The sequence below is a fragment of the Acinetobacter tibetensis genome, from assembly GCF_023824315.1.
Lineage (GTDB): Bacteria > Pseudomonadota > Gammaproteobacteria > Pseudomonadales > Moraxellaceae > Acinetobacter > Acinetobacter tibetensis.
Map to the genome: position 1 here is coordinate 723,873 of NZ_CP098732.1, position 22,943 is coordinate 746,815.

Annotated in this window: 12 protein-coding genes, 1 other RNA gene and 2 pseudogenes; 13 read left to right on the plus strand and 2 right to left on the minus strand. The window is 39.6% G+C overall.

Annotated features, from left to right (window positions below):
- Nucleotides 1-76: 76 nt before the first annotated feature.
- The 3 genes from M5E07_RS03480 (at nucleotide 77) to M5E07_RS03490 (ending at nucleotide 3,512) form a co-directional block, all read left to right on the plus strand.
- Nucleotides 77-574: a thioesterase family protein gene (locus tag M5E07_RS03480; RefSeq protein ID WP_252221958.1), complete on the plus strand. Its 498-nt coding sequence runs from the start codon at nucleotides 77-79 to the stop codon at nucleotides 572-574.
- Between the two features lie 274 nt (nucleotides 575-848).
- Complete coding sequence (locus tag M5E07_RS03485) at nucleotides 849-1,982, plus strand: HlyD family secretion protein (protein ID WP_252221961.1); 1,134 nt, start codon at nucleotides 849-851, stop codon at nucleotides 1,980-1,982.
- A gap of 6 nt (nucleotides 1,983-1,988) precedes the next feature.
- A complete protein-coding gene (locus tag M5E07_RS03490) occupies nucleotides 1,989-3,512 on the plus strand; it encodes a DHA2 family efflux MFS transporter permease subunit (protein ID WP_116762065.1) in 1,524 nt (507 codons plus the stop codon).
- Nucleotides 3,513-3,558: 46 nt separating this feature from the next.
- Here M5E07_RS03490 and glpK read toward each other — a convergent pair whose 3' ends face one another.
- Nucleotides 3,559-5,043: a glycerol kinase GlpK gene (glpK, locus tag M5E07_RS03495; protein ID WP_116762067.1), complete on the minus strand. Its 1,485-nt coding sequence runs from the start codon at nucleotides 5,041-5,043 to the stop codon at nucleotides 3,559-3,561.
- Nucleotides 5,044-5,172: 129 nt separating this feature from the next.
- Between glpK and ssrA the strand changes: the two genes are divergently transcribed.
- The 5 genes and pseudogenes from ssrA to M5E07_RS03525 all read left to right on the plus strand — a co-directional run.
- Nucleotides 5,173-5,531, plus strand: a transfer-messenger RNA (tmRNA) gene (ssrA, locus tag M5E07_RS03500).
- Between the two features lie 179 nt (nucleotides 5,532-5,710).
- Nucleotides 5,711-6,955 (plus strand): tyrosine-type recombinase/integrase, encoded by a 1,245-nt coding sequence (locus M5E07_RS03505; RefSeq protein WP_252221964.1) that lies wholly within the window; start codon nucleotides 5,711-5,713, stop codon nucleotides 6,953-6,955.
- A 493-nt stretch (nucleotides 6,956-7,448) separates the two neighbouring features.
- Nucleotides 7,449-8,309: a phage/plasmid replication protein, II/X family gene (locus M5E07_RS03510; RefSeq protein WP_350464060.1), complete on the plus strand. Its 861-nt coding sequence runs from the start codon at nucleotides 7,449-7,451 to the stop codon at nucleotides 8,307-8,309.
- A gap of 450 nt (nucleotides 8,310-8,759) precedes the next feature.
- Nucleotides 8,760-9,908 (plus strand): HNH endonuclease, encoded by a 1,149-nt coding sequence (locus tag M5E07_RS03520; protein WP_252223671.1) that lies wholly within the window; start codon nucleotides 8,760-8,762, stop codon nucleotides 9,906-9,908.
- Between the two features lie 347 nt (nucleotides 9,909-10,255).
- Nucleotides 10,256-11,061: pseudogene (locus M5E07_RS03525) on the plus strand (tyrosine-type recombinase/integrase); the annotation flags it as partial.
- Here M5E07_RS03525 and M5E07_RS03530 read toward each other — a convergent pair.
- Nucleotides 11,047-11,562 (minus strand): annotated as a pseudogene (locus M5E07_RS03530) (transposase); the annotation flags it as partial. The pseudogenes M5E07_RS03525 and M5E07_RS03530 sit on opposite strands and share 15 nt — an antisense overlap.
- A gap of 315 nt (nucleotides 11,563-11,877) precedes the next feature.
- Between M5E07_RS03530 and M5E07_RS03535 the strand changes: the two are divergent.
- The 5 genes from M5E07_RS03535 to M5E07_RS03555 all read left to right on the plus strand — a co-directional run bounded on the left by M5E07_RS03535 (nucleotide 11,878) and on the right by M5E07_RS03555 (nucleotide 22,928).
- Nucleotides 11,878-15,084 (plus strand): type VI secretion system Vgr family protein, encoded by a 3,207-nt coding sequence (locus tag M5E07_RS03535; protein ID WP_252221970.1) that lies wholly within the window; start codon nucleotides 11,878-11,880, stop codon nucleotides 15,082-15,084.
- 73 nt (nucleotides 15,085-15,157) lie between these two features.
- Nucleotides 15,158-20,143, plus strand: a complete 4,986-nt coding sequence (locus M5E07_RS03540) for an RHS repeat-associated core domain-containing protein (RefSeq protein WP_252221973.1) — start codon at nucleotides 15,158-15,160, stop codon at nucleotides 20,141-20,143.
- Nucleotides 20,140-20,610: a hypothetical protein gene (locus M5E07_RS03545; RefSeq protein ID WP_252221976.1), complete on the plus strand. Its 471-nt coding sequence runs from the start codon at nucleotides 20,140-20,142 to the stop codon at nucleotides 20,608-20,610. Before M5E07_RS03540 ends, M5E07_RS03545 begins: the two co-directional genes overlap by 4 nt.
- Before the next feature lie 460 nt (nucleotides 20,611-21,070).
- A complete protein-coding gene (locus tag M5E07_RS03550; protein WP_252221979.1) occupies nucleotides 21,071-21,631 on the plus strand; it encodes a hypothetical protein in 561 nt (186 codons plus the stop codon).
- On the plus strand, nucleotides 21,588-22,928 hold the full coding sequence (locus tag M5E07_RS03555; RefSeq protein WP_252221982.1) for a type VI immunity family protein: 1,341 nt from the start codon (nucleotides 21,588-21,590) through the stop codon (nucleotides 22,926-22,928). Before M5E07_RS03550 ends, M5E07_RS03555 begins: the two co-directional genes overlap by 44 nt.
- Nucleotides 22,929-22,943 lie beyond the last annotated feature (15 nt).

The following is a 22,943-nucleotide window of genomic DNA, read 5'->3' on the forward strand; positions in this document are numbered from 1 at the left end:
GTATTGTAGACCCATCACATAGCTTTAGGGGCAAAATGCGGTCGTTTTTTCAAAATTTTAGGTGTTTGAGTAATTTATGAGCGATATGGAAAAGAAATGGACGGGAGGGATCCACTTGGGTTCGAAAGTCGATATTGATGTGGTATTGCAACAATTATGTCATGCCTTTAATAGTTCGCCATTTTTCTCCCATAATGGCATGACGATGCGTGTGGTTGATCAGCAGATTGAAGGCTATATTGAAATGCAGCCGTACATGATTGGAAATGTTGCTTTTCAAATTCTACATGGTGGCGTTGCTGCGACAATTCTAGACAGCGTTGGGGGAATCGTGGCTATGGGTGAGTTGTATAAACGCGCTGAACCTGAGCAATTGCCTGACACCATTAAGAAGGTAACGCGACTAGCAACAGTCGATATGCGAGTCGATTATTTAGCCCCTGGACGTGGAAAATTCTTTGTTGCTCGTGCAGAAACCTTACGCTTAGGGCGTAAAGGCTGCACCATGCGTATGACTTTGGTAAACGATGAAGATAAAGCAATTGCGACGGCGATAGCGTCTTATGCGTTCTAAAGTAGTTGAAAAGTAAATTATTTTGTTTGAACGGTTCTCTCAAAATAAGTTTTAAGCTGCCAAGATAATGGTGGCTTAAATCAATTAATAAACCAATCAGTCTAAAAAATCATTTCTCATATCATGAGTTTTTTATTTAAAATTCCCAGCCAAATTTATATTAAAGAAATGACTTTCTCATCGACACGAATCTTCAGTTTTTAAAAATAAGTAAAAAACTGTTTGAGTTGTGGATTTTGTGGTGACCAAGTCTGTCTGGCTGAAGGAAGAAACGATGACAGAAGCTTCAACGATTCCACCACAATCGAATGCCGCAAATATGCAAGCTAAACGTAAAAAGTCCTTTGCGATATTTGGAGCAATACTGGCGATTATTGCCGTGGTTTATGCAGTTTTGGCGTTATTTTTAAACCATTTTGTCAGTACGGACAATGCCTATGTTGGTGCAGAAACAGCTTCAATTACCTCAATGGTGAATGGTCAAGTACAACAAGTTTTGGTTAAAGATACACAAACTGTTAAACAAGGTGATGTGCTGGTTCAAATTGATGATCGCGATGCCAAAATTGCAGTTGCCGCAGCACAGGCAGAACTCACCAAAGCCAAGCGTCAATATAAGCAAACGCGTGCCAACAGTAGTGCATTGAATTCACAAGTGTTTGTGAGTGATGATGGTATTCACAGCGCTGAGGCACAGGTGCAAAAGGCACAAGTGGATTTAGGCAAGGCGGAAAAAGAATTACTGCGTCGTCAACAACTGAGTACTTCGGGTGCTATTTCAAAAGAAGAATTAAGTACGGCACAAATTGCAGTAGAAAATGCACAAGCAAGTTTGGCGGTTTCACAAGCGACATTGGCCCAAGCAAAATCAAATCAAAAAGCGGCACAAAGTACTTTGGCGGCTAATGATGCTTTGATTCAGGACAGTAATGAGAACTCAACTCCTGATGTGTTGATTGCCGAAACCAAATTAAAACAAGCGCTACTAGATTTAGAACGTACTCAAATTAAAGCTCCGCTTGATGGGGTAGTGACACGCCGAAATATTCAAGTGGGTCAACGTGTTGCCCCTGGTACTGTGATGATGATGGTCGTACCTGTGTCACAACTCTATGTCGATGCCAATTTCAAAGAAAGCCAGTTAGAAAAAGTTCGTGCAGGGCAAAAAGTCAGTTTAGTTTCTGACCTGTATGGGGATGCTGTTGAGTTTCACGGTACGGTTCAGGGATTCTCTGGCGGAACGGGTGCTGCTTTTGCCCTCATTCCTGCGCAAAATGCGACGGGTAACTGGATTAAAGTGGTACAACGTTTACCTGTCCGAATTGCCCTTGATTCACAAGAGTTGGCGAAACATCCGCTACGTGTTGGACTTTCAATGGAAGCCAAAATCGATTTGCGTTCGAAGTAATTTCTTATGAACCAGTATCGTCCTTTTGGTGATTTACAAGGTAGCCGCTTAATGCTCGCTGCCTTTGTACTGGCATTGGCGAACTTTATGGTGGTGCTCGACATGACCATTGCCAATGTCTCGGTTCCGCATATTACTGGGAGTTTGGCCGTTTCAAGCTCGCAGGGTACTTGGGTGATTACCTCTTATGCAGTTGCAGAAGCAATCTGTGTGCCTTTGACTGGTTGGCTGGCAGGACGTTTCGGAACAGTACGATTATTTGTGATTAGCCTGATTGGTTTCACCACTTTTTCAGTTTTGTGTGGATTATCCACCAGTTTAGAAATGTTGGTGTTTTGCCGTATTGGTCAGGGGCTGTTTGGTGGTCCGATTATGCCGCTCAGTCAGACCTTGCTCATGCGTATTTTCCCACCTGAAAAACAATCTCAGGCGATGGGTATGTGGGCCATGACTACGGTTGTTGGTCCCATTTTAGGTCCAATTCTGGGCGGTTCGATTAGTGATAATTGGTCATGGCACTGGATTTTCTTTATCAATATTCCCGTCGGTATTATTTGTGCCTTAGCGGCAATACGTTTATTAAAACCTGCAGAAACAGATAAATTCCGTTTGCCGATTGACGCCATAGGTTTAGGTTTATTGGTGCTCTGGATTGGGGCTTTACAGCTCATGCTCGATTTGGGGCATGAAAATGACTGGTTTAACAGTACTTTTATTTGCTTCCTTGCAGTCATTACGGTCATTGGTTTAATCGCATTTATCATCTGGGAGCTGACTGAGCAGCACCCGATTGTGAATATTGCAATTTTCCGTTATCGCGGTTTTAGCGTTTCAGTGTTGTCCTTGGCGTTTGCTTTTGGTGGCTTTTTTGCCAGTATTGTCTTAATTCCACAGTGGGTACAGATGAATTTGGGCTACACCGCGACGTGGGCGGGTTATCTGACTGCCACCATGGGCTTTGGTAGTTTGACCATGTCACCGATTGTGGCAAAACTGGCAAACAAGCATGATCCGCGTGCTTTAGCCAGTTTTGGCTTGCTGCTGATGGGGATTGTAACCTTGATGCGTGCCTTTTGGGTGACCGATGCCGACTTTATGACTTTGGCAATGCCTCAGATATTACAAGGTTTTGCTGTACCATTCTTCTTTATTCCATTGTCGAATATTGCACTGGGTTCAGTCTTGCCACAAGAAATGGCTTCGGCTGCCGGCTTAATGAACTTCTTAAGAACCATGGCAGGTGCCATTGGGGCTTCCATCGCCGTAACCATTTGGGATGACCATGCCAAAGTGGCACGGACTGAAATGGTCGCAAATTTGCACACCAGTGAAGTCCAAAATACGCTCATACAAAATGGTATGACTCATGAAACGGCTTTAGGAGTAATTTCTAACTTGGTCGACAAAGAAGCCATGACCATGTCGGTCGATCATGTTTTCTTTATCTTAACCTTGGTGTTTGTTGTGGCAAGTTTATTGATTTGGCTTGCACCTAAACCGAAAACCAAAGTCACAGGACCGAGTCATTAAGCTTTAGCCCGAGCACCGCAATAGAATATTCGCGGTGCTCAAAAATCTAAATTTCAGATTTTGCTCGTTTTAATGCTGTACGCCATTGATGTAAATGTTGCTGACGCTGATCTTCCGACATTTTAGGCTCGAACATTCGATCCAATTGCCAAGATGCAGCAACCTCAGAAACATTAGAAAAAATCCCCATCTTCAATCCTGCCATTGCAGCCGCACCCCATGCCGTAGATTCCAGCATTTTAGGGCGTAGCACAGGGACATTGAGCATATCGGCTTGAAATTGCATCAACATATCATTGTGACTGGCACCACCATCAACTCTTAACTCTTTTAAGGGATGTGTGATATCAGCTTGCATGGCATTTAGAACATCAGAAACCTGAAAGGCAATGGATTCTAATGCAGCTCGGGCGATATGTGCCTTTGAGGTTCCTCGTGACATACCACAGAGCAATGCACGCGCATTACTGTCCCAATGTGGCGCGCCTAATCCTGTGAATGCAGGAACCAACACGACGCCGTCAGAATCTTGTACTTGGCAGGCAAGTTTTTCAACTTCTGAACTGTGCTGAATAATCCCGAGCCCATCTCTGAGCCATTGCACAATCGCGCCTGCCATAAATACACTGCCTTCCAGTGCAAAGGTATTTTGTTGGTGACATTGCCAAGCCAGTGTGGTGAGCAATTGATTTTGGCTGTATTGAATTTGGTCACCCGTATTAAACAACATGAAGCAACCTGTACCATAGGTATTCTTCGCAGTGCCTGCCTCAAAACAAGATTGTCCAAACAGTGCCGATTGCTGATCCCCTAAAATTCCTGCAATTGGAATTTCTGCACCCAATAATCCTGAGGCAGTATTGGCAATGTAACGATCTGACGAAATGATGGTTGGAAGCACTGAAGCAGGGATGTTGAATAATTCTAATAACTCTTCATCCCATTGTTGGCTTGCCAAATTCATGAGCATGGTACGCGAGGCGTTACTGGCTTCAATCACATGTTCTGCGCCACGCGTGAGATTCCAAACCAGCCAACTATCAATCGTGCCAAAAGCAACATGTCCTTGATTTGCCAGAGTTCTTAAGCCATCGACATTTTCAAGTAACCAAACCAGTTTACCTGCACTAAAATACGGATCGATTCTTAAGCCTGTTTTTTTGTGAATGATGGCTAACAAGTTGCGTTTGGTGAGTTGATCACACCATGCAGTTGCACGACGGTCTTGCCAAACAATGGCTGGTGCAAGTGGAATGCCAGTACGTTTGTCCCAAACCACAGTCGTTTCACGTTGGTTAGTTACCCCAATGGCTTTAATATCCTTTGCAAAGAGATGTGCCGAGGCGATGGCTTGTTGCACCACAGCAATTTGAGTGCTCCAGATTTCTTGGGCATCTTGCTCGACCCAACCTGAATGAGGGGTACGAATTTGAGTTTCACGTTGAGCTGTTGCGTAGATTTTTCCTTGTTCATCAAAAATAATGGCTCTACTCGAGGTTGTTCCTTGATCAAGTGCAAGTAAATAGCTCATGTTTTTATTTTTTAACTCTTGAAATATGAAAGATTACCGCAATAATGTAATAGAACGCAGTTGCTTCTGTAAATACTGTGAAATTACCTCGTAATTTTCGATATTTATGTTATGATTGCTATACACTTTGGGGGTGTTTCTGGCTTCGACGCTGGTGATGAAACTCATAGATGCATGTCGAGAGCGCATTTTCTCTCGTAAATCAAATTTGCATTTTTTAGTCGCAAACGACGAATCATACGCTCTAGCTGCCTAAGGGCAGCTTGTCCGCCTCTCCGAATACTTGTGGTTAGAGAGTCCGACTGAAGCGCACGCACACAAGTCCGTATAAAACCAAGCCTCGGGGTTTTGTACTAAATTAAGAGGATCGCGATTTGTACCCTGTTCGTCGGGTCACAAAGAGTTAAAACAATAGACGATATCTAAGCATGTAGTATTCTCGAGCGTAGTGCTGGCGGACGCGGGTTCAACTCCCGCCACCTCCACCAAATACTTAAATTTGTATAACGCAATATGACGTTATATAAGTAAATAAAGCTTAAATCTTAATGGTTTAGGCTTTTTTTATGCCTGTTTATGCCGTTATATGAAGTTTCTTATAGCTTGTTGCTGTGTATGGTAGCGTGTATAGTGTGAGTTAGCGAAAAGCCACCATACAAGACATGCGATGAAAAAATCAGATGTAAAGTCTTATCCGATGCGAGATACCGTATTAGGTTCATTGGAAGCAGAAGAAAAAGAGTACCGCATTAATGACGGAAATAACTTACATTTTGTAGTTCACCCTAAAGGCAATAAGCGATGGGAGCTAAGGTATAAAAAGCCTAGCACTGGTAAGTGGTCATGGGTTGGTTTAGGTACATATCCTGAAGTTGGTGGAAGCTTTGCAAGAAAGAGAGCTGATGAAGCTCGTAAGTTAATTGCTCAAGGTGTTGATCCAGTTGTACAGAAAGCGGAAGTTAGACTAGCGACATTGGAGCAAGGGGCTTTTACTTTTCAACAACTCGCTGAAGAGTTTTATCTTACAAAAACATGGACACCAGATACTAAGGCTAGGAATTTAGGTGCATTAAATAACCATGTCATGCCTGCAATGGGTAAGAAAGATTACCGAAATATCACTAAGCAAGAATGGCATGCTCTCTTTCAAGAGATACAAAACAAGCTGAATCCTCGTACAGGTAAACCGATTATTGAAACAGGGCAGCGCGTTACAGCATTGGTGCGTGAAATTTATGATTATGCTGAGGTAACAGGGAAAGCAACTTACAATCCTATTACTAATTTGCATAAGTATCTGAAAAAGCACGAAAGTAATGGGATGAAGCATGTAGGTGATGAGGAGCTACCAGCATTATTACGAGCTATAGATAAGTATCCAGCATTGGATACACGTATTGGTCTTAAATTGCTTTCAATACTCTTTAACAGACCATCGGAGTTGCGAGAGGCGGTATGGGAAGAGTTTGATTTGGAAAAGGGTATATGGTTAATTCCAGCATCAAGAATGAAGATGGGAAAAGAGCATAAAATCCCATTGGCAAAGCAAGCTTTGGAGTCACTTCAAGAGTTAAAACAATTAACAGGTCATTCACTTTATTTATTTCCCAGCAGAAGCAGTAAAAATAAACCTAAGTCGGATACGGTCTTTATCGAAGCTTTAAAGAGAATGGGCTATGGTGGAAAGCAAAACCCTCATGGATTTCGTCATATTGCCAGTACAATTTTAAATAACCAGTTTAGTGATAAGCCTCAAGTGGTGGAAGCTTGTTTAGCACATACTAAAAATGGTGTTAAAGGCACATACGATAAAGCGACTCATTTTGATGAGCGAAAAGTCATGATGCAATGGTATGCCGATTATTTGGAAAAGCTAGCTGATGAAAATGTTATTCAATTTAAGAAGGCTTGATATTTTAAAATCATGCCTAAAACGCCGTTGGGTGTAGTTCAGATTGTTAAACCCTGTGTATACAAATTGTCGATATGTTCCTAATGTCAGGCATGCTGGTTCCCCACGCTCACTGTTAATTATTTAAAATTAGGGATAGGTTTTTAGTGATGGAAAGGGTTTAATAATGAGTCCAAGTGATTAAAAAACAATCGCATAACAGTTGAAATATTTTGATGAATGAATTATATTGAAAAGTCTTATGTTATGTGTTAACGCAACATAACGGAATGATTGTGCAATTGCATAGTTAATTTCTAAATTATCCAAGTCAGGGTAATTCAATCTAAAACTTAACTGCTCTACATCTAGTTCAAAAAGAACTATCGAGGTGTGGGGTTTTCTGCATTCTAAATTTTATTAAAGGAGAAATACCATTCTAAACCTAAACCTTAACTTATTAACTGATGAGGAAAAGCCTAAGTTAAATTTATACGCTATAGATTACTTAAAAATAGAATTACAACTAACAAATAATCCAAAGGAATTATCAGAGAAAGTAGTAGTTCCTTTTACTAAATTTGATGGTGTGTACTCAAGACAACAAGAATCATATGGTCAGCAATGGGTACATGGTTCTCATAATGATCGGATACAAGTTAAAGCTAAAAATGCTAATACGATCGTCATTCAGGGTAACTTGTTTAAGTGGTTATACGGACATAATGTCACAGGTAGTACCGATTTAATCCAATTAGTTTCAGATACAGTTGATGAGTTGACTCATGTATTTGATGCCTTAACTCCGACAAATGACGAGCTAGATAATATCAAGCAAGGGCTGTTTAAGATTCATCGTATTGACTTGAATAAAGCGATTCTATTTGCTGATAAACAGCAAGCTCAAGTGTATTTGGCAAAGATCAAAGAGCATGGTACTTATCCACGGCGTAAGAAAGAAACGCAGGGTAATGGTACTTACTTTGGTTTGAGGAGTACACGTACAACTCTGCTTTATTACCATAAAGGCACTGAGGTTAGTACGCACAAGAAGCAGCACAAACGTATCACAGCAGAATTGCAAGCCTATGCAGATTGTATGGTTCGATGTGAAGTACGTTTATATAGTCAGCATTTACGTGATAACAATTTAAATTATGGTCATGTTTGGGATGATGATTTAGTTGTGAAAACAGTTGATGAGCAGCATGCACTTTTGAATTTACCACCTCCGATAGCTGAAAAGGACTTGCCTCCGAAGTATGTAAGATTCTTGGCAACCTATAAGCAGGGAGCATTGCCAATAGCCTATACAGCATCTACTACAGTGCGATTTAAGCGCGATTTAGCTAAGAAGTATGGAATATTGGTATGAATGGAAAACGAGGCTATAACACGCAATATAACGGTTTTAAGGGGGTATAAATAGGATGCAAAAACTAAGATTAACAATGAACGAAACTTGCCATTTTTTATCTGTACAACGCGATAAGTTGAATAAAATGGTTAAGGATGATGCGAGTTTTCCTCGACCAATTAAAGAGGGTACAAGCAGGCAAGCTGCTGTGTACTTTGATCGTGTAGAGATCGAGGGATGGTGGGAAGAGAAAAAGCAGGCTCGATACAGTTGATGTTTTATAGAGACCAAGGTTGCGTAAGTTGCCTTGGTTTTTTTATTTATGGGTAGATATCACAGTAATATTAAAATTTAAAAAATAAATTATAAGATATAGAAGTAATTATATGGCTGATTTCAGTATAACTTTAGTTAGATTTAGTGATATCAATTAAAATTAGTTAGTCTAAAGGGGCTTTGGTTGTGAAGATGTGCATTTATTGTAGGATAGATAAAAGAGAGGATGAGTTTACATTAGAGCATGTAATCTCACAATTCTTGGGCGGCTCACAAGCACCAGATTATCTGAAAACAAGAAATGTATGTCGGACGTGTAATAGTAATCTCGGGTTATTTGTTGATGCATCCTTTGAAAAGGACTTCCTTGTATTTAATGAATTGAACGAAGCCGCATATTCTTTTTTCGATCCTGATAACCCAACTCCACTTCCTTTAAGAAATATGGGGATCTCTGACCTTAGCCCGCCAGACATGGAGGAAGGGGAAGTTTGTGAAAGCTGGATTGGGCCTTTAGGTGAGCAAATATATTGGATTCGTCCTTCGGATGAACGAATGTATTGGTACTCTGGCGGCAACCCAAGAACAGTAAAAAAACTAAGGACTAGAGCCTATTTCATGTGGTCAGAGCGCTCACAAAAGAATCCATTAATTACGTGGCTATCTTTTGGAGATGCTTTTAATGGTAGAAAAGTTCGAAAGGTGTCATGCACTCGAGTATCAGGGGCTAATTTAGCAGACATTGGCTTTTCTGAGCCTGATGAGTTGGATTTGAGACGGATGGAGTATTTTAACGAGAGGTGCAGCAAAGGTCAGAAACGAAATAACAGGCTATCAATGTATCTTCGTTATGATGTTCGGTTTATGGCTAAGCTGGCAATTGGCCTTGGTCATGTCTTATTTGGAGAGAAATTCGATAATTCAAACTATACAAATGAGCTACATAAGGCACTTTGGTATAAGGAAGAAGATCCAGATCCTCGTATAGTGGGACAGAGCAACTTAGGTCAAACCAATGATTTCCTAAAAAAAGAGTGCGGTATAAAGCACGGAGTAACGATTACACTCTTACCGTCCTCTAAGTATTTAGTTCTTAACTTGAATATTTCAAGGAAAATGAATTGGGTAATAGGGATTACTGAAATAGAAAATGTAAAAGAGTGTATTGGGATTGATTTAGAACATGGGTTGTGTGTGGTGCTATTTAAGACCCTTGGTAGAGGCATTAGTCTATCACTACCTGAGCTTATTGCTCATAACTCTAATAATATCCCTCACCCAGAATTAGTCCAAGTTGAAAATCTTTCTAAAAGGGGTGCTGATTACTTTGAAAAACTTTAAAGAGCTTAATAAACTATTTAAACACGTATCTTTTTAAGACTAAATTTGATCCAAGTATCAAAAAATTATTTGTATGGTATTATGTATGGTTGTAAAGTTTAATTAAATTATTTGTAGTAATTTCAATATCTTATTGTTTAAGCTTAATTGACGCCACCCCACCAAAATTCTTTCCGAAGTAATCCATCGGAATTTTAAAAAGCCTTTAAACTCAATGTTTAAGGGTTTTTTTATTGGCTGTATTGTCCGATTCTGTCCAAAGCTGTTTGACCCTATTTTTGCTTTTTGGGGGGCAAAATTGGGACAATTTGACCCAGAAAATAACACTTAATATTCTGGTTAAAGTTATGGCACTCACAGATACTGAATGTAAAAAGTCTCAACCACGAGACAAACAATATCGTCTTTCAAATAGCAATGGACTTTCGTTAAGAATTGATCCGAATGGAAACAAATATTGGAATATTCGAATTTCAGTCCAAGGGCAGCGTAAATCTGAATCGCTAGGAAAGTACCCTGAAGTAAGTCTAAAGAAAGCCCGTGAGTTGGCTTATGAACTTAAATATAAATATTCTAAAGCTGAAAAATTGGATGAGCTTAAACCCTTATTTCGTGAAGCAGGTGAAGATTGGTTTAATAACCAAAAGGATACGTGGTCGCATAAACATATTTTGAATGTTCGAGCATCTCTGGATGAGCTTTATGTATGTTTAGGAGATAAAAGAATCAATCACATTACAGCCCCTGAAATATTAAAAATCATCAAAAAATCGAAGCACGTGGTTCTTTAGAGGTAGCGAAACGAACATTGTCACGTTGTGGCATGGTGATGAAATATTCGATTGCACATGGCTATCGCTATGACAATCCAGCAGGGGATTTAGTGTACGCGTTGAAGTCGAAAAAGGTCACTAATTTAGCTTCTTTACCTGCGTCAGAAATGCCTGAGTTTCTCAGAAAGATTCGTGGGTATCCATGTGATGCTCAAACTCAGCATGCGATTATGTTGATTATGATGACAGGCGTACGTGTCGGTGAGTTATTACAGGCACAATGGGATGAATTCGACTTAGAAGGCCGTAAATGGGATATCCCTGAAGAGCGGATGAAAAATCGTTTACCTCATCGTGTACCTTTAGCTTATATGCCCATTTGATAAAGCTGTACTGAGCATTTCACCAGACTGATTCATAAGCACATGCAGTTTACAGCCAAAGAACCACCCCATAAAACTGTTACCACGTGATGCAATTTTGGCTAATGATTTATGGCGTTGAATCCGTTAATTTTTACAGACCGGTAGAGTGGTTGAATCAACCCATAAATATTGGCTGCGTTGGTCTTTCATTAAGGCGACATGTAATGCATGTAGTGCCAATTGATGCATATTGATGAGGTGAATCATCCGTTGGTAGCAGGGTAAGCTTTTAAATAAATGATTTTTATCCTGTTTCAACCATGAAAAGAATGCTTTGAAATTGTTGATATGAGAACACTTATACCAAATGGCGATAAAATTGATTTCTGAGAGGCTCAATTGAGCTGGGCGAATTCTTACGGAGTGACGACTTTGTTTGAGAAATTTCCAATAAGTTGCTTCAAATTTAAGAAAGAAATCATCAATTACGCAGAATAATTCGGTACTATTGAACATTAGGACTAGAGCTTTAGGTTTGGTGTGGTAACTCAACTGATGGCTCTAGTTCTTCTATTTTTCAAGTCAATTCCTTATCCGCGATTCGGGTTATTTATATTCAATATTTTTTCAGTTAAATGTTTAGCACATTTTCATTCACGAAATCATGCACCTATAGCATAAACAATACTACATAATTTCCTTTCTATATTGTCAATTTACGTCATAAAGTGCCATAAAATTCAGCTTAGCGCTGGTCAAAAATGCTAAATTTTTATACTATACGGCAAACTTTATAATTACGACATTCACTTTATATTTATTAAAAACATTATGTTGAATCATATTTATGCTGCTTTTGAACAGTTGGGATTCACTACACAAAAACGTGTATTGCATATCCAGTTTGCCAATGCGTTGCTGAATCAGCAGGTCTATTTACAGCGAATAGACGGTACGCATGGCTTAAATCAAGGCCTAACCGCCAGTTTAATTTGCTTGTCAACACATGCGTTTATTCCGCTAAAACAGTTTATTGGCTGTCAGGTTGCTATAGACCAAGTGACTGACACAGGCCAATTGAGCCGTATCACAGGCATCATCACCCAAGCTCAAGCTGGAGCAAGCGATGGTGCACTGACATTGTATCGCCTCACACTTGAAGACCCGACCACATTATGGAAACAACGCCGTAACAGTCGTGTGTTTATGAATAAAAATGTGGTGGATGTGGTCAACATACTGTTCCAAGAGTGGCAACAAAAAAGTCCGCTATTTGCGGCGAGCCTGAGCCTTGATTTAGCAGGGCTAAGCCGAGAGTACGACATTCGACCTTTCATCATGCAAAGCAATGAAAGTGATTATGATTTTTTAACGCGTCTCCTCAGAAGTGAAGGAATTAGTTGGCTGATTGATGAAGCCCAAACACTGCTTGCCCAAATTCATCAACCTATTCAAGCACAAAAGCTACGCTTAATTGATGATAACCAGCACTACCAAGCCCTGCCACGACGCAGTGTCCGCTTTCATCAGAGTAGTGCCGTTCAAGCTGTAGACAGCATTACCCATTGGCAGGCACAACGGCAGTTACAGCCCACAGCAGTGCATGTTCAGCGCTGGCAAGCTGATGCACTGACACAGGATGATGGTGCAGGCAGCGTGCAAAGCAAACATCAGCAGAGTGAGCAATATGATGTTGCAAGTTTAGGGCTAGAGCAAGCATGGCATTTTTCACCCGCATGGATGCAAGATCTGAATGGGGAGGATGGTGCAACAGCATCGGGCAATCCGCAACTGGAACAATTTAACCAGCAGCTATCGGACTACTACAATGCACAAGCCAAGCATTTCTGTGCACAGTCTACAGTGCGAGATGCTCATGTGGGTTACTGGTTTGAACTGCAAGATCATCCTGAAATTAATCAACACAGCGGTGCAGACAAAGAATTTCTCATTACCGAAAAAACCTTTTATAGCCAAAATAACCTGCCTAAAGATTTAAACCAACAATTGGAGCAACTTCTCCAACAAAGTCATTGGCAATTCACTTCTACACTGAGCAGCATTGCAAGTGAACAGCGCCAAGGCAATCTGCTGAGCTTACAACGTCGACATATTAAAACTGTACCCGCTTATCATCCTGAGCAGCATCGCCCAACTGCCCACCCGCAACGTGCTCAGGTGGTTGGGCCGAATGGTGAAGAAATCCATGTCGATGCATGGGGACGCATTAAAGTCCGCTTTTTATTCACAAGAAATGAAGACCATACACATGATGGTGGTGCGGGCAGCAATGATAACGATACGGACTCTGCTTGGGTGGATGTACTGACCCCATGGGCAGGTGAAGGCTACGGGGCACGTTTCTTGCCGCGTATAGGGGAAATTGTAGTCATTGACTTCTTTCAAGGAGACATAGATCGTCCTTTTGTGGTGGGACGTCTTCATGAAGCACAGCGTTCTCCTACAAAATTTGATAATGCAGGACAACTCCCTGATACCAAAAAACTGGCAGGCATTAAATCTAAAGAATATCAGGGAGAGGGCTTTAACCAGCTTCGATTTGATGACACTACAGGGCAAATTAGTGCACAGTTACAAAGTAGCCATGCAGCAAGTCAACTCAACTTAGGTAAACTGAGTCATCCCAAAGCCACCGAAGAAAGTGAAGACCGTGGTGAAGGTTTTGAACTGCGTACTGACCAATGGGGAGCAGTACGTGCAGGACAAGGCTTACTCATCTCAACTTACAAACAAGACCAAGCAAAAGGTGATCACCTTGATTCAGAGCTTGCCAAAAAGCAACTTGAGGGTAGTCAGACCAACAGTAAAGCCTTGAGTGATATTGCCAAAAACCAGCAAACTGATGAAATCGAATCGATTGAACAACTCAAAGAATTTGCAGATCAAATCCAAGAACAGATTGCAAAATTTGAAAAGGCGCTATTACTTTTAAACTCGCCAGATGGGATTGGTTTAAGCACCAATGCAGACATTCATGTTTCGGCTGATGGACAAATTAACCAGTTTGCAGGTGACAGCATCAATTTCACTACTCAAAAAAATCTGATTACACATGTCAGTGGTAAAGCCAGTTTATTTGCAGCACAGGGCGGCATTAAGCAAGTCGCTGCCAAAGGTAAGTTTGAAATGCAGGCTCAAAGCGATGCCTTGAGTATTTTAGCCAAACAAAACATTCAGATTGTTTCTACAGAAGACCGCATTGAAATTACCAGTCCGAAAGAGATTGTGATTACCGCAGGTGGTTCACAACTTAAAATTGATGGTTCAGGTATTTTTCCAACGACCAGTGGCAAGTTTGAGGTGAAAGCGGGGCAGCATGTGTTTACATCAGGGGCAAATGTTAATAGCAATGCACCACAGTTGCCAAAGTCGAAATCGCTTAAAGGTGCTTTAGAGTTATTGAGAACTTATGGTGGTGACAATTTCTTTAAACAGAATAGCTATAAGGTCATTGATTCACTTGGTAAGCAGCTTATAGGTAAGCTCGATGCAAATGGTTTTGCTAAAGTAACAGGAATTGCCCCAGGTGCAGCTAAAGTTATTTTTGAGAAAGATGAGACTAGTGCATGGGCACCAAGTAGTGATTTTAAACGTGATTATACTTGGGCAGAACCTGTAGAAAAAGTTGCAGCGTCGTTAAGTAGTGCATTAGGACAGAACATGAAACAACAACTGACCAGCAGTTTACTTTCGATGGATAAAAATAGTCTTAAAAACATAGGAAAAAATACCTTAAATGATTTAGCTGAGCAGACAGTTGGACAAATCAAGGATCAAGTCAGCAATACCGCTTTAAATGCCGTTTCAAAGCAACTGAACGTTAATATTTCTCCAGATCAAATGAAAAGTTTGGTACAGATTGCCATGAATCCGAGCCAGTCAGTTGACATGATCAAAGCACAGGGTGTGGGCTTTGTAAAAGATCAAGCGACTACAAAATTGGCGAAGGCTACCAAAATGGATTCGATTCTTCAGCAAGGTATCGTTGATCGTTTTCATAGTAAGAACGATGGTTAGGACAGATTTGAATTAACGCGCAGCAATTTAAAAAATAGATGTATTGAAAAAATAAATTAAGGGTTTGAGATAGATGGCTACGGAAAAAACACAACAGGCAACAGATAAAAAAGCATCGAAGGTTGAACTTGCTATTTTTAATTTAGATAGCGTAAACACGGTGACTGACCTGCAAGTGATTGCCAAGCAAATCCAGCTTTATTTACAGGTATGTGGCAATACCAGTTTAGAACAATTAAAAGGTAGCGCGAATACTGCAACGGTAGCCAATATTTTTGCTTTAACAGGTAGTGTACTGGATTTAATTTTATACGCGACAGATAGTAAAACGGAGGAAGCTGCGGTACAACAGGGGGCATTGCTTGCTGCAAATTTAATAGGTCTATTTACAGAACCAAGCAATGAAGCACATGCGCGGATGGCATTACGTCCGATGTTTGGTCTAATGTCGCAATGTTTATATCCTGAAAATGGAAAAATTAAAGATGCGGATATTAAACGTTTGGGGCTGCATCTGAATGCGATGATCGCAGGGGATTTAGAGAAATTCTTGCAAGAAACACAAGCCAAATTAACGGCTTTATTATCGCAAGCAACAGTTTTAGGAAGTAGCATTCTTAAGAGCTTATCACTACCTGCTACACCAATAAGTACAAGTATGACCGCAATATCAGCAGGTGCGACAGCAGAGAAAAGAGATCCGACACTAAAATTCAGTAATTGGGCTGCACCACTTATTGATTTAATTGCTCAGTCAAGTCAGGCAGATTTAACACCTAAGCTTCAGCCAAATATTCAAACACGCTTACAACAAAAAGCAACACAAGCAATTGCCACCTTAAGCCAGACATTGCAGCAGCAAGCCAACGCTGGACAAAAATACAGCTTAGCTTGGTTATTACAACAAACTTTAACTGCGATTCAGGCCAGTGAAAATAAAGGCAATGCCAGTGTGCCGATTAACCAGACAGGAGAATATGAGCGCCATATTAAAGGGGATACCTTGGAGTTTGTCAGTTTACAGGCCGATGCGTTAAATGCACCGCCTTGTGAGGGTAATGGTTCAGACACTGGCAAGAGTATCAGTTATTCAATTGGCGCAGAGCGGGTTCAGCATGCCGATTTCTATTTACCGAAAATCGGTTTTGTATTTAGTCGTCAATATAACTCGCAAATGGATGAGTTTGATCGAGGGATAATTGGTGCTCGTTGGATGATGCCATTTTCCAATGTGATTCTGCCAAAGCAACAAGGTTATATCTTTATTGATGCGAAAGGGCGTAAACATACATTACCATCTACGATTTTGCAGCAGGCGTATACTGTTCCTTATGAAGGAATGACGGTTCATCCAATTGAAAATGGTGATTTGCTATTAGATTTTGGTGGTGAATGGAGTTTCCATTTTCATCAATTTAGTCTTGGTCAGCCCTATCATTTAATTCAACAATTCAATGAAATCACCAATGAAAAAATTAGCCTAAGTTATCTTTTGGCAGATGGAGTTGCTTATCTTCAAACCATTAATTTCCAGTTTAAACAGGCGCAGCATCAACTAAAATTTGCCTTTAATGAGCAAGTTAAGATTATTGCTGTATTTGTGGATGATCAAATTGAGTCTTGGGCACGCTATCACTATGATGTACAAGGCAACTTGACTACAGCTTTCGATCAAAATGGGCATGTACGTCAATACGAATATAATCAGGTGCATCAGTTAACGCGCTATACTGATCGTACTGGCCGTGGGCAAAATGTTCGTTATGAATCGATTTTGCCAAATGCCAAAGCTATCGAAGAATGGGCGGATGATGGCAGTTTTCATACCAAACTAAAATGGCATCCGCGTTTACGCCAAGTCGCAGTTTACGATGCTTATGATAATCCGACCTATTATTATTTTGATCTGGATGGTTTTACCTATCGTACCCGTTTAGGTGATGGACGAGAGTCTTGGTATTCTCGTGACGGTGAAAAACGCATTACCCGACAAATTGATTTTGAAGGTCGAGAAACTCAACAAGAATATAATGATCAGGGACAACTGGCGAAAATTGTACAGCCGAATGGTGGAGTGATTCGGTTTGCTTATGATAAACAAGGCAATTTAACCGAGACCAAAGATCCAGAAGGCAATATCTGGAAACGTGAATATGATGCACAGGGCAACGTCAGTAAAGAGATTAATCCTTTAGGTCATGTTACCCAATATAAATACAATAACAATAATCAAGTTGTGGAAGTAATTGATGCCAAAGGAGGCATCAAAAAAATCCAGTACAATGATCAAGGACAAATGCTGTCTTATACCGATTGCTCAGGTAAAAGCAGTACATGGGAATATGATGAAGAGAGTGATCTGAGTGCCCAGCAAGCGGCGAATGAGCAGAAAGTTCAATATCTTTATAGCACACGAGGCAAAGACAAAGGTCAGCTTCAAGCTATTGTTTATCCAGATGGATTAAAAGAGCTATTTGAGCATGATCAAGAAGGACGTCTGCTTAAACACACGGACACCAACGGCTTAACCACTCAATATCAATACAATACTGTCGGCTTACTAGAACAGCGGATTGATGCCAATCAGCACCATGTGGGTTATCAATGGGATAAACAAGGCCGTCTTCAAAAGCTCATCAATCAGAATCAGGCTGAATACCAGTTTGGTTATAACAAATTTGGCCAATTAGTTCGAGAACAAGCATTTGATGGTGAAGAAAAGCACTATAGCTATAGTGAAAATGGTCTATTGTTCCAGATTCGCCAACCCAATATTCTGACTGAATTTAGCTATTATGACGATGGGCAGATTGCTTCTAAAACATATACGCATCTACATACTCATCAAAGCCAGACAGAGTACTTTGAATATAACTTAAATCAACAATTAAGCTCAGCCAGTAATGCAGAAAGTCAGGTTCAATTATATCGTAATCAGCTTGGACAATTGGTGCGTGAACATCAGCATTATAAGATGTTGAATCTAACTGCTGTACTGCGTTATGAATATGATGAATTAGGTAATCTGGTCAAAACTGTTCGTCCAGATGGGCAGGAACAGACGAATCTAAGCTATGGTTCAGGGCACATCTACGGGATTGCTTTTAACCGACAGGATGTTGTTTCTTTCCAGCGTGATGATTTGCATCGTGAAACGGTACGTTTTCTGGCAAATGGTTTGGTGCAAACCAAGCATTATAATGATGTCGGATTACTGATTTCTCAACAGATTGAGCATGAGCAAGAAACCTCAGATTATTTACGTTATCAAGCACATAGACATTATCAATATGATAAAAACTATTTGCTCACCCAAGTTGAAGACAGTCGTTTAGGACAACTCAATTATCAATATGATCCGATTGGACGTTTGATTTCAACCCAGAGTCAGCATAAAAACGAAAGTTTTAAGTTTGATCCAGCCGGAAATCTGGTTGATCCAATGAATCAGACAACACATGTCAAAAATAATTTAATCAAACAGTATCAAGGCAAGCATTATCAATATGATGTACAAGGTAATGTGATTGAAACCACGCAAAATGGCAAAACCTTAAAGCTGACTTGGGATAATCATAATCGTTTGATCCAAAGTAACTTAAATGGGCATGTAACTTACTATGGCTATGATGTCTTTGGACGTCGTTTATATAAGAAATCATCAAACCAAGACTTAACCTTATTTGGTTGGGATGGTGATTTGATGATTTGGGAATCAAGCCAAAATTCGAACAATCCTGAGAAGAGCTATACCAAACATTACGTTTATGAGCCTGATAGCTTTGTGCCGTTAATGCAGGCAGGTTATCAAGGTTTTATTGAACTAATTGAAACCCCCGATTATAGCAAATACCTCAACAAGCCTTATTCTATTTATAAAGACCCGATCTGGAGCACAGATACACGTAAAAACCGTGTGGCTTTAGAGCAAACTGTTTTTTATCATTGTGATCAGGTGGGAACACCACAAACATTGAGTAATACAGCAGGTGAATGTGTTTGGGAAATTACTCAGGATACGTGGGGGACTGCACTCGAGATTCAAATGCTAAATAAAGACAATCCATTTGAACAGAGTAATCTCAGATTCCAAGGCCAGTATTACGATAATGAAACTGGACTGCATTATAACCGTTATCGTTATTATGAGCCGTATAGTGCAAGGTATATGAGTAAAGATCCGATTGGATTATTTGGTGGATATAACACTTTTGCTTATGTAAGTGATCCAACTCAATGGGTCGACCCTATGGGGTTAATGGCTGAGAATAAGAGTAGAAAAGACCCTTTTAGAATACCTGAAGGTTCTTCAGAATGGCTCAAAACCGAGAGTGAACGCCTTGAGCAACAAGCTCAGCGTGCAAGACAGGTAAAGCTTGCAAATGAGCAAGCAAAACAAAGAGCAGCGGAAAAAGAAAGACAGCAGAAACTAGCAGACGAAGCAAAGGCTAAAAGTGCAGAAGAGTTCTATAGCAGCACAGTCTGTGAAAGCACACCTAGACCTAGACAACCAGGTGGATTACGCTCAAGAGCAGTATTGGGTAAAAATGCTTATACTCCTTATGTTTGTCCACCTAGTGTTGATTATGCTATTTGTTCTGGTGGTGTTGGTCCATTAGCAGGTGGAGTTGTAATTAATCTTCATGATGGAAGTGTTTATAAAGCTAAAGCATTAAGCCTTTCAACTGTTGCTTCGGGAGTTACTGGAATAATTGAAAATCGAAATAAAAATCCATTTGAGTTTGGAAAATCAATTTTAAAAAGTGTAACTGCTAAAGGAGGAGGTTGTAGCTTTGGTACAATTTCAAATAAACCCAAAGAAGAAGACACAGCTAATTTTGTCAATAGATGGCTCCCAGGTAGGGGCTTCACTATTACAGGCGGATTGTTAGGTTTAACTGGAGGAGTAACAGTTCCTGATGGGCAAAAGCTATTTTCTACGAAGAGTCAAGTTGGTTTGGAAAGAGGGTTTGGTACAACAATCTTTGATTATTCAGAAACGGAAACTATAGATTTAGATTTTAAATTACCAAATTTTAACAAGGCAGGAAAGAAATGAAATATTGGTTTGTAAGAAGTTTAATAATATTCTTGACTATATGTGTTTCTTCTTGTGCTAGCGTTGAAGAAACTCAACAAGGTAAGTATTTTACACATGTCATTACTCAATACTTTGGGGAATATCAACCAAATGAAAAAATTTGGGTTGATAAGCCAGAAAGTAAATATTCAATTACTAAAATAAAAAAATCAAATCTTTCTTTAAATGATTTTTCTAATATTCGTAAGAAGTTGGAAGTTGATGGTTGGAAACTTATTTCTGATCAAGATAGCTACTATGAGTATTGTTTGGGTAAGAAAATACATATAGGTATACTTTATCCAATACGACTACATCATTACAACTCTGAAGGGCGTGAAGTTAAATATACAGATATTAATGACTGGTTGGTAGGTTTATCTTATGGAGAAAGTGGAGTGAATCAATGTAGGAAAGATGAAATACCCGTAATTAAATTAGATTAACCTGAATCTTAGATAAGTAATTGGCTTGAAAGAGCAATCAATATAATTTCAGAAATACTGAGCTGAGCGGGTCGATGTCTTTTGCGTTGAAAGTTCTATTTTAGAAGTTTTCAATAGAATGATTCAAATTTTAGAAAAAAACAACAATGACGCAAAATAATTGGATATGAGTTATATATAGTGCAAGGATATAAGGACTAGAGTTGTGAGTTTGGTATGGTAACTCAACTGATGGCTAAAGTCTTTCTTTTTTCCAAGTCAATTGCTTATCTAAGATTAAGGTTAATTAAGTAGTTTTATGTATGTTGTTAAAAACAATTTTATTTTTTATTTTGGCTGTGTCAATTATTGCATGTGATAATAAAGATATTCTAAGTGATTCTAGAGTTGATAATTATGTAATTAAATCTTTTGAAAAAGATGCAAATTACATTTTTCAGGTTTAATTTTATCCGAGATTGTGAATGAGGATATTGGAAGTGAGTTCTTAGTCGCCCGTTTAAAGCAATTAGCAGCTTCCATCATATTTGAATTTGTGGATGAGATTTTGGGTTGGAAGGCACCACTTAAAACAGAGGTATGTTTTGGAGCAAAGTTTGAAGACCCTCAATTGATTTTACCTGGCAATCCTAAGCTTAAGAGAACTGGCGCATTTGACCAAAACCCTTTTTATCCAAGTCCCTATAATAATCAAAGAGGTAGTATTTCTGCAGATCTAATTATTCCAGAATCTCGCTTGGAACCGATATCAAAAACCAATCTTTTTGCGATTGTCGAAATTAAGTTTCAAGGGGATTCTATTAAAGATAAGCAGTTTAACCAATATGATCGATTATTAGGTGCATGTAAAACTGCGAAAGAGAAAAAGTATGGTAAACATAACAACCATTCGGGTAAGGGCTTAAAAGAAGGTGGGTATATTTCTTTATTTCGTTACCCTGAAGATATTGCTTTAGAGGAAGGCAAGGGTAAACCGAGTGAACAATCAGGAACAAAGAAAGCTGGAAATAGAGGAAAATGAGATGAGTACCATAACACCTTACTTAACAGAAGAAGAGCAAGTTGAGTGGATCGAAGAGATTAAAGCTACGGATAAGCTTTGGGTGACTGGATATGAAGGGGAGGACGCTTATGGAATTGGTCCCTATGTTACTTTTTATATTTACCACTCAGCGGAAGAGGCATCTCAACTAATAACTCAATTTGTCGAAATTTTTAATGAGTTTAACCAAATTAAAAATGAAGAATGGGTTTCTTTCAAACATCCTGTTAAAGATATTTTTATTAAAGCGGAAAATGCCCAAACATTATTAGAAGATTTAGAGCAGACTTGCCAAAGGCAATATACTAGAGATGATTTTTTATCATTTGCTGCAACTGCATCAGATGATACTGAAATTAGCTCAGCAGTATGGGCTACTTATTTTAGAGTAACGCCTTATTCTGATACATATAGCGTATTAAAAATGAACTTTAGATATGCATGGTATAAGGAAAGTGAGGAAAACAAAGAAAAGTGGCATCGGTTTGTTGAGCGATGTATTGATAAGTTAAAACCTAGACATGCTTATAGTGGTTTTGAGATTGCTCAAGCCGCTTCTTTACACTTAGGCAGTTATGAGATTAATAGTCTAGAAAAGATTGTTACTCAGGCTTTTTATGGCGTAGATATTGATCATCCGAGTTTTAATGGTAGCAATACTCATGACGATCCTGATGGGTATGTCAATGAACGTAAATTGGGCTCGGGTGTCCGAACACCAGTTTGGAGTTTTTTACTTGATCCATATTGGATTACAAAATTAAATAAAACTGCTGAAGAGATCAAAGCTTACTTTAGCTGCTTTAAAGAGGTAGAGGTTAAGGAAATCGAGTATCCAGAAAATCAAACAGGCTTATGGATTCGACTCGGGGAACTCGCCATGTATCCTGTTGAAGATGGTGTGCCTGTTTTGCCTATCTATGCCAATGCTTTAATCAAGCCAATACGTTGTGATGAATTAAAACTGGTAGGTTATGCACAATGGGATGATGATCCAAATGAGCATTTAAGTTATGACGAAGGTATAGCGTGGATGCGTCGTTTTGATGAAGACAGTAGTTGGCCTGAAGGGAAACGAGTTAATAAGGTTAATGGATTATCGCTAGAAGAAGAGAAACTTAAAGAGAAAGGTGGAGCGTTATGTCCACAAACTGGTTATTGGCAAACACCAGCACGACCAGATTTACGACAGTATTTTGAACAAGGTGAAATACTTCCTACATTTTCTGAACTAGATTGGGGAGAGGTTTATTGGTATTGGGCGGGTAGAGAGTAGTTTGTTTTAGGAAGT

Bases quoted from the DNA above. Each gene is read 5' to 3' on its own strand.
- M5E07_RS03520 (WP_252223671.1), top strand. From the start codon at position 8,760: ATGTGCATTTATTGTAGGATAGATAAAAGAGAGGATGAGTTTACATTA.
- glpK (WP_116762067.1), bottom strand. From the start codon at position 5,043: ATGAGCTATTTACTTGCACTTGATCAAGGAACAACCTCGAGTAGAGCC.
- M5E07_RS03480 (WP_252221958.1), top strand. From the start codon at position 77: ATGAGCGATATGGAAAAGAAATGGACGGGAGGGATCCACTTGGGTTCG.
- M5E07_RS03505 (WP_252221964.1), top strand. From the start codon at position 5,711: ATGAAAAAATCAGATGTAAAGTCTTATCCGATGCGAGATACCGTATTA.
- M5E07_RS03545 (WP_252221976.1), top strand. From the start codon at position 20,140: ATGAAATATTGGTTTGTAAGAAGTTTAATAATATTCTTGACTATATGT.
- M5E07_RS03535 (WP_252221970.1), top strand. From the start codon at position 11,878: ATGTTGAATCATATTTATGCTGCTTTTGAACAGTTGGGATTCACTACA.
- M5E07_RS03490 (WP_116762065.1), top strand. From the start codon at position 1,989: ATGAACCAGTATCGTCCTTTTGGTGATTTACAAGGTAGCCGCTTAATG.
- M5E07_RS03485 (WP_252221961.1), top strand. From the start codon at position 849: ATGACAGAAGCTTCAACGATTCCACCACAATCGAATGCCGCAAATATG.
- M5E07_RS03540 (WP_252221973.1), top strand. From the start codon at position 15,158: ATGGCTACGGAAAAAACACAACAGGCAACAGATAAAAAAGCATCGAAG.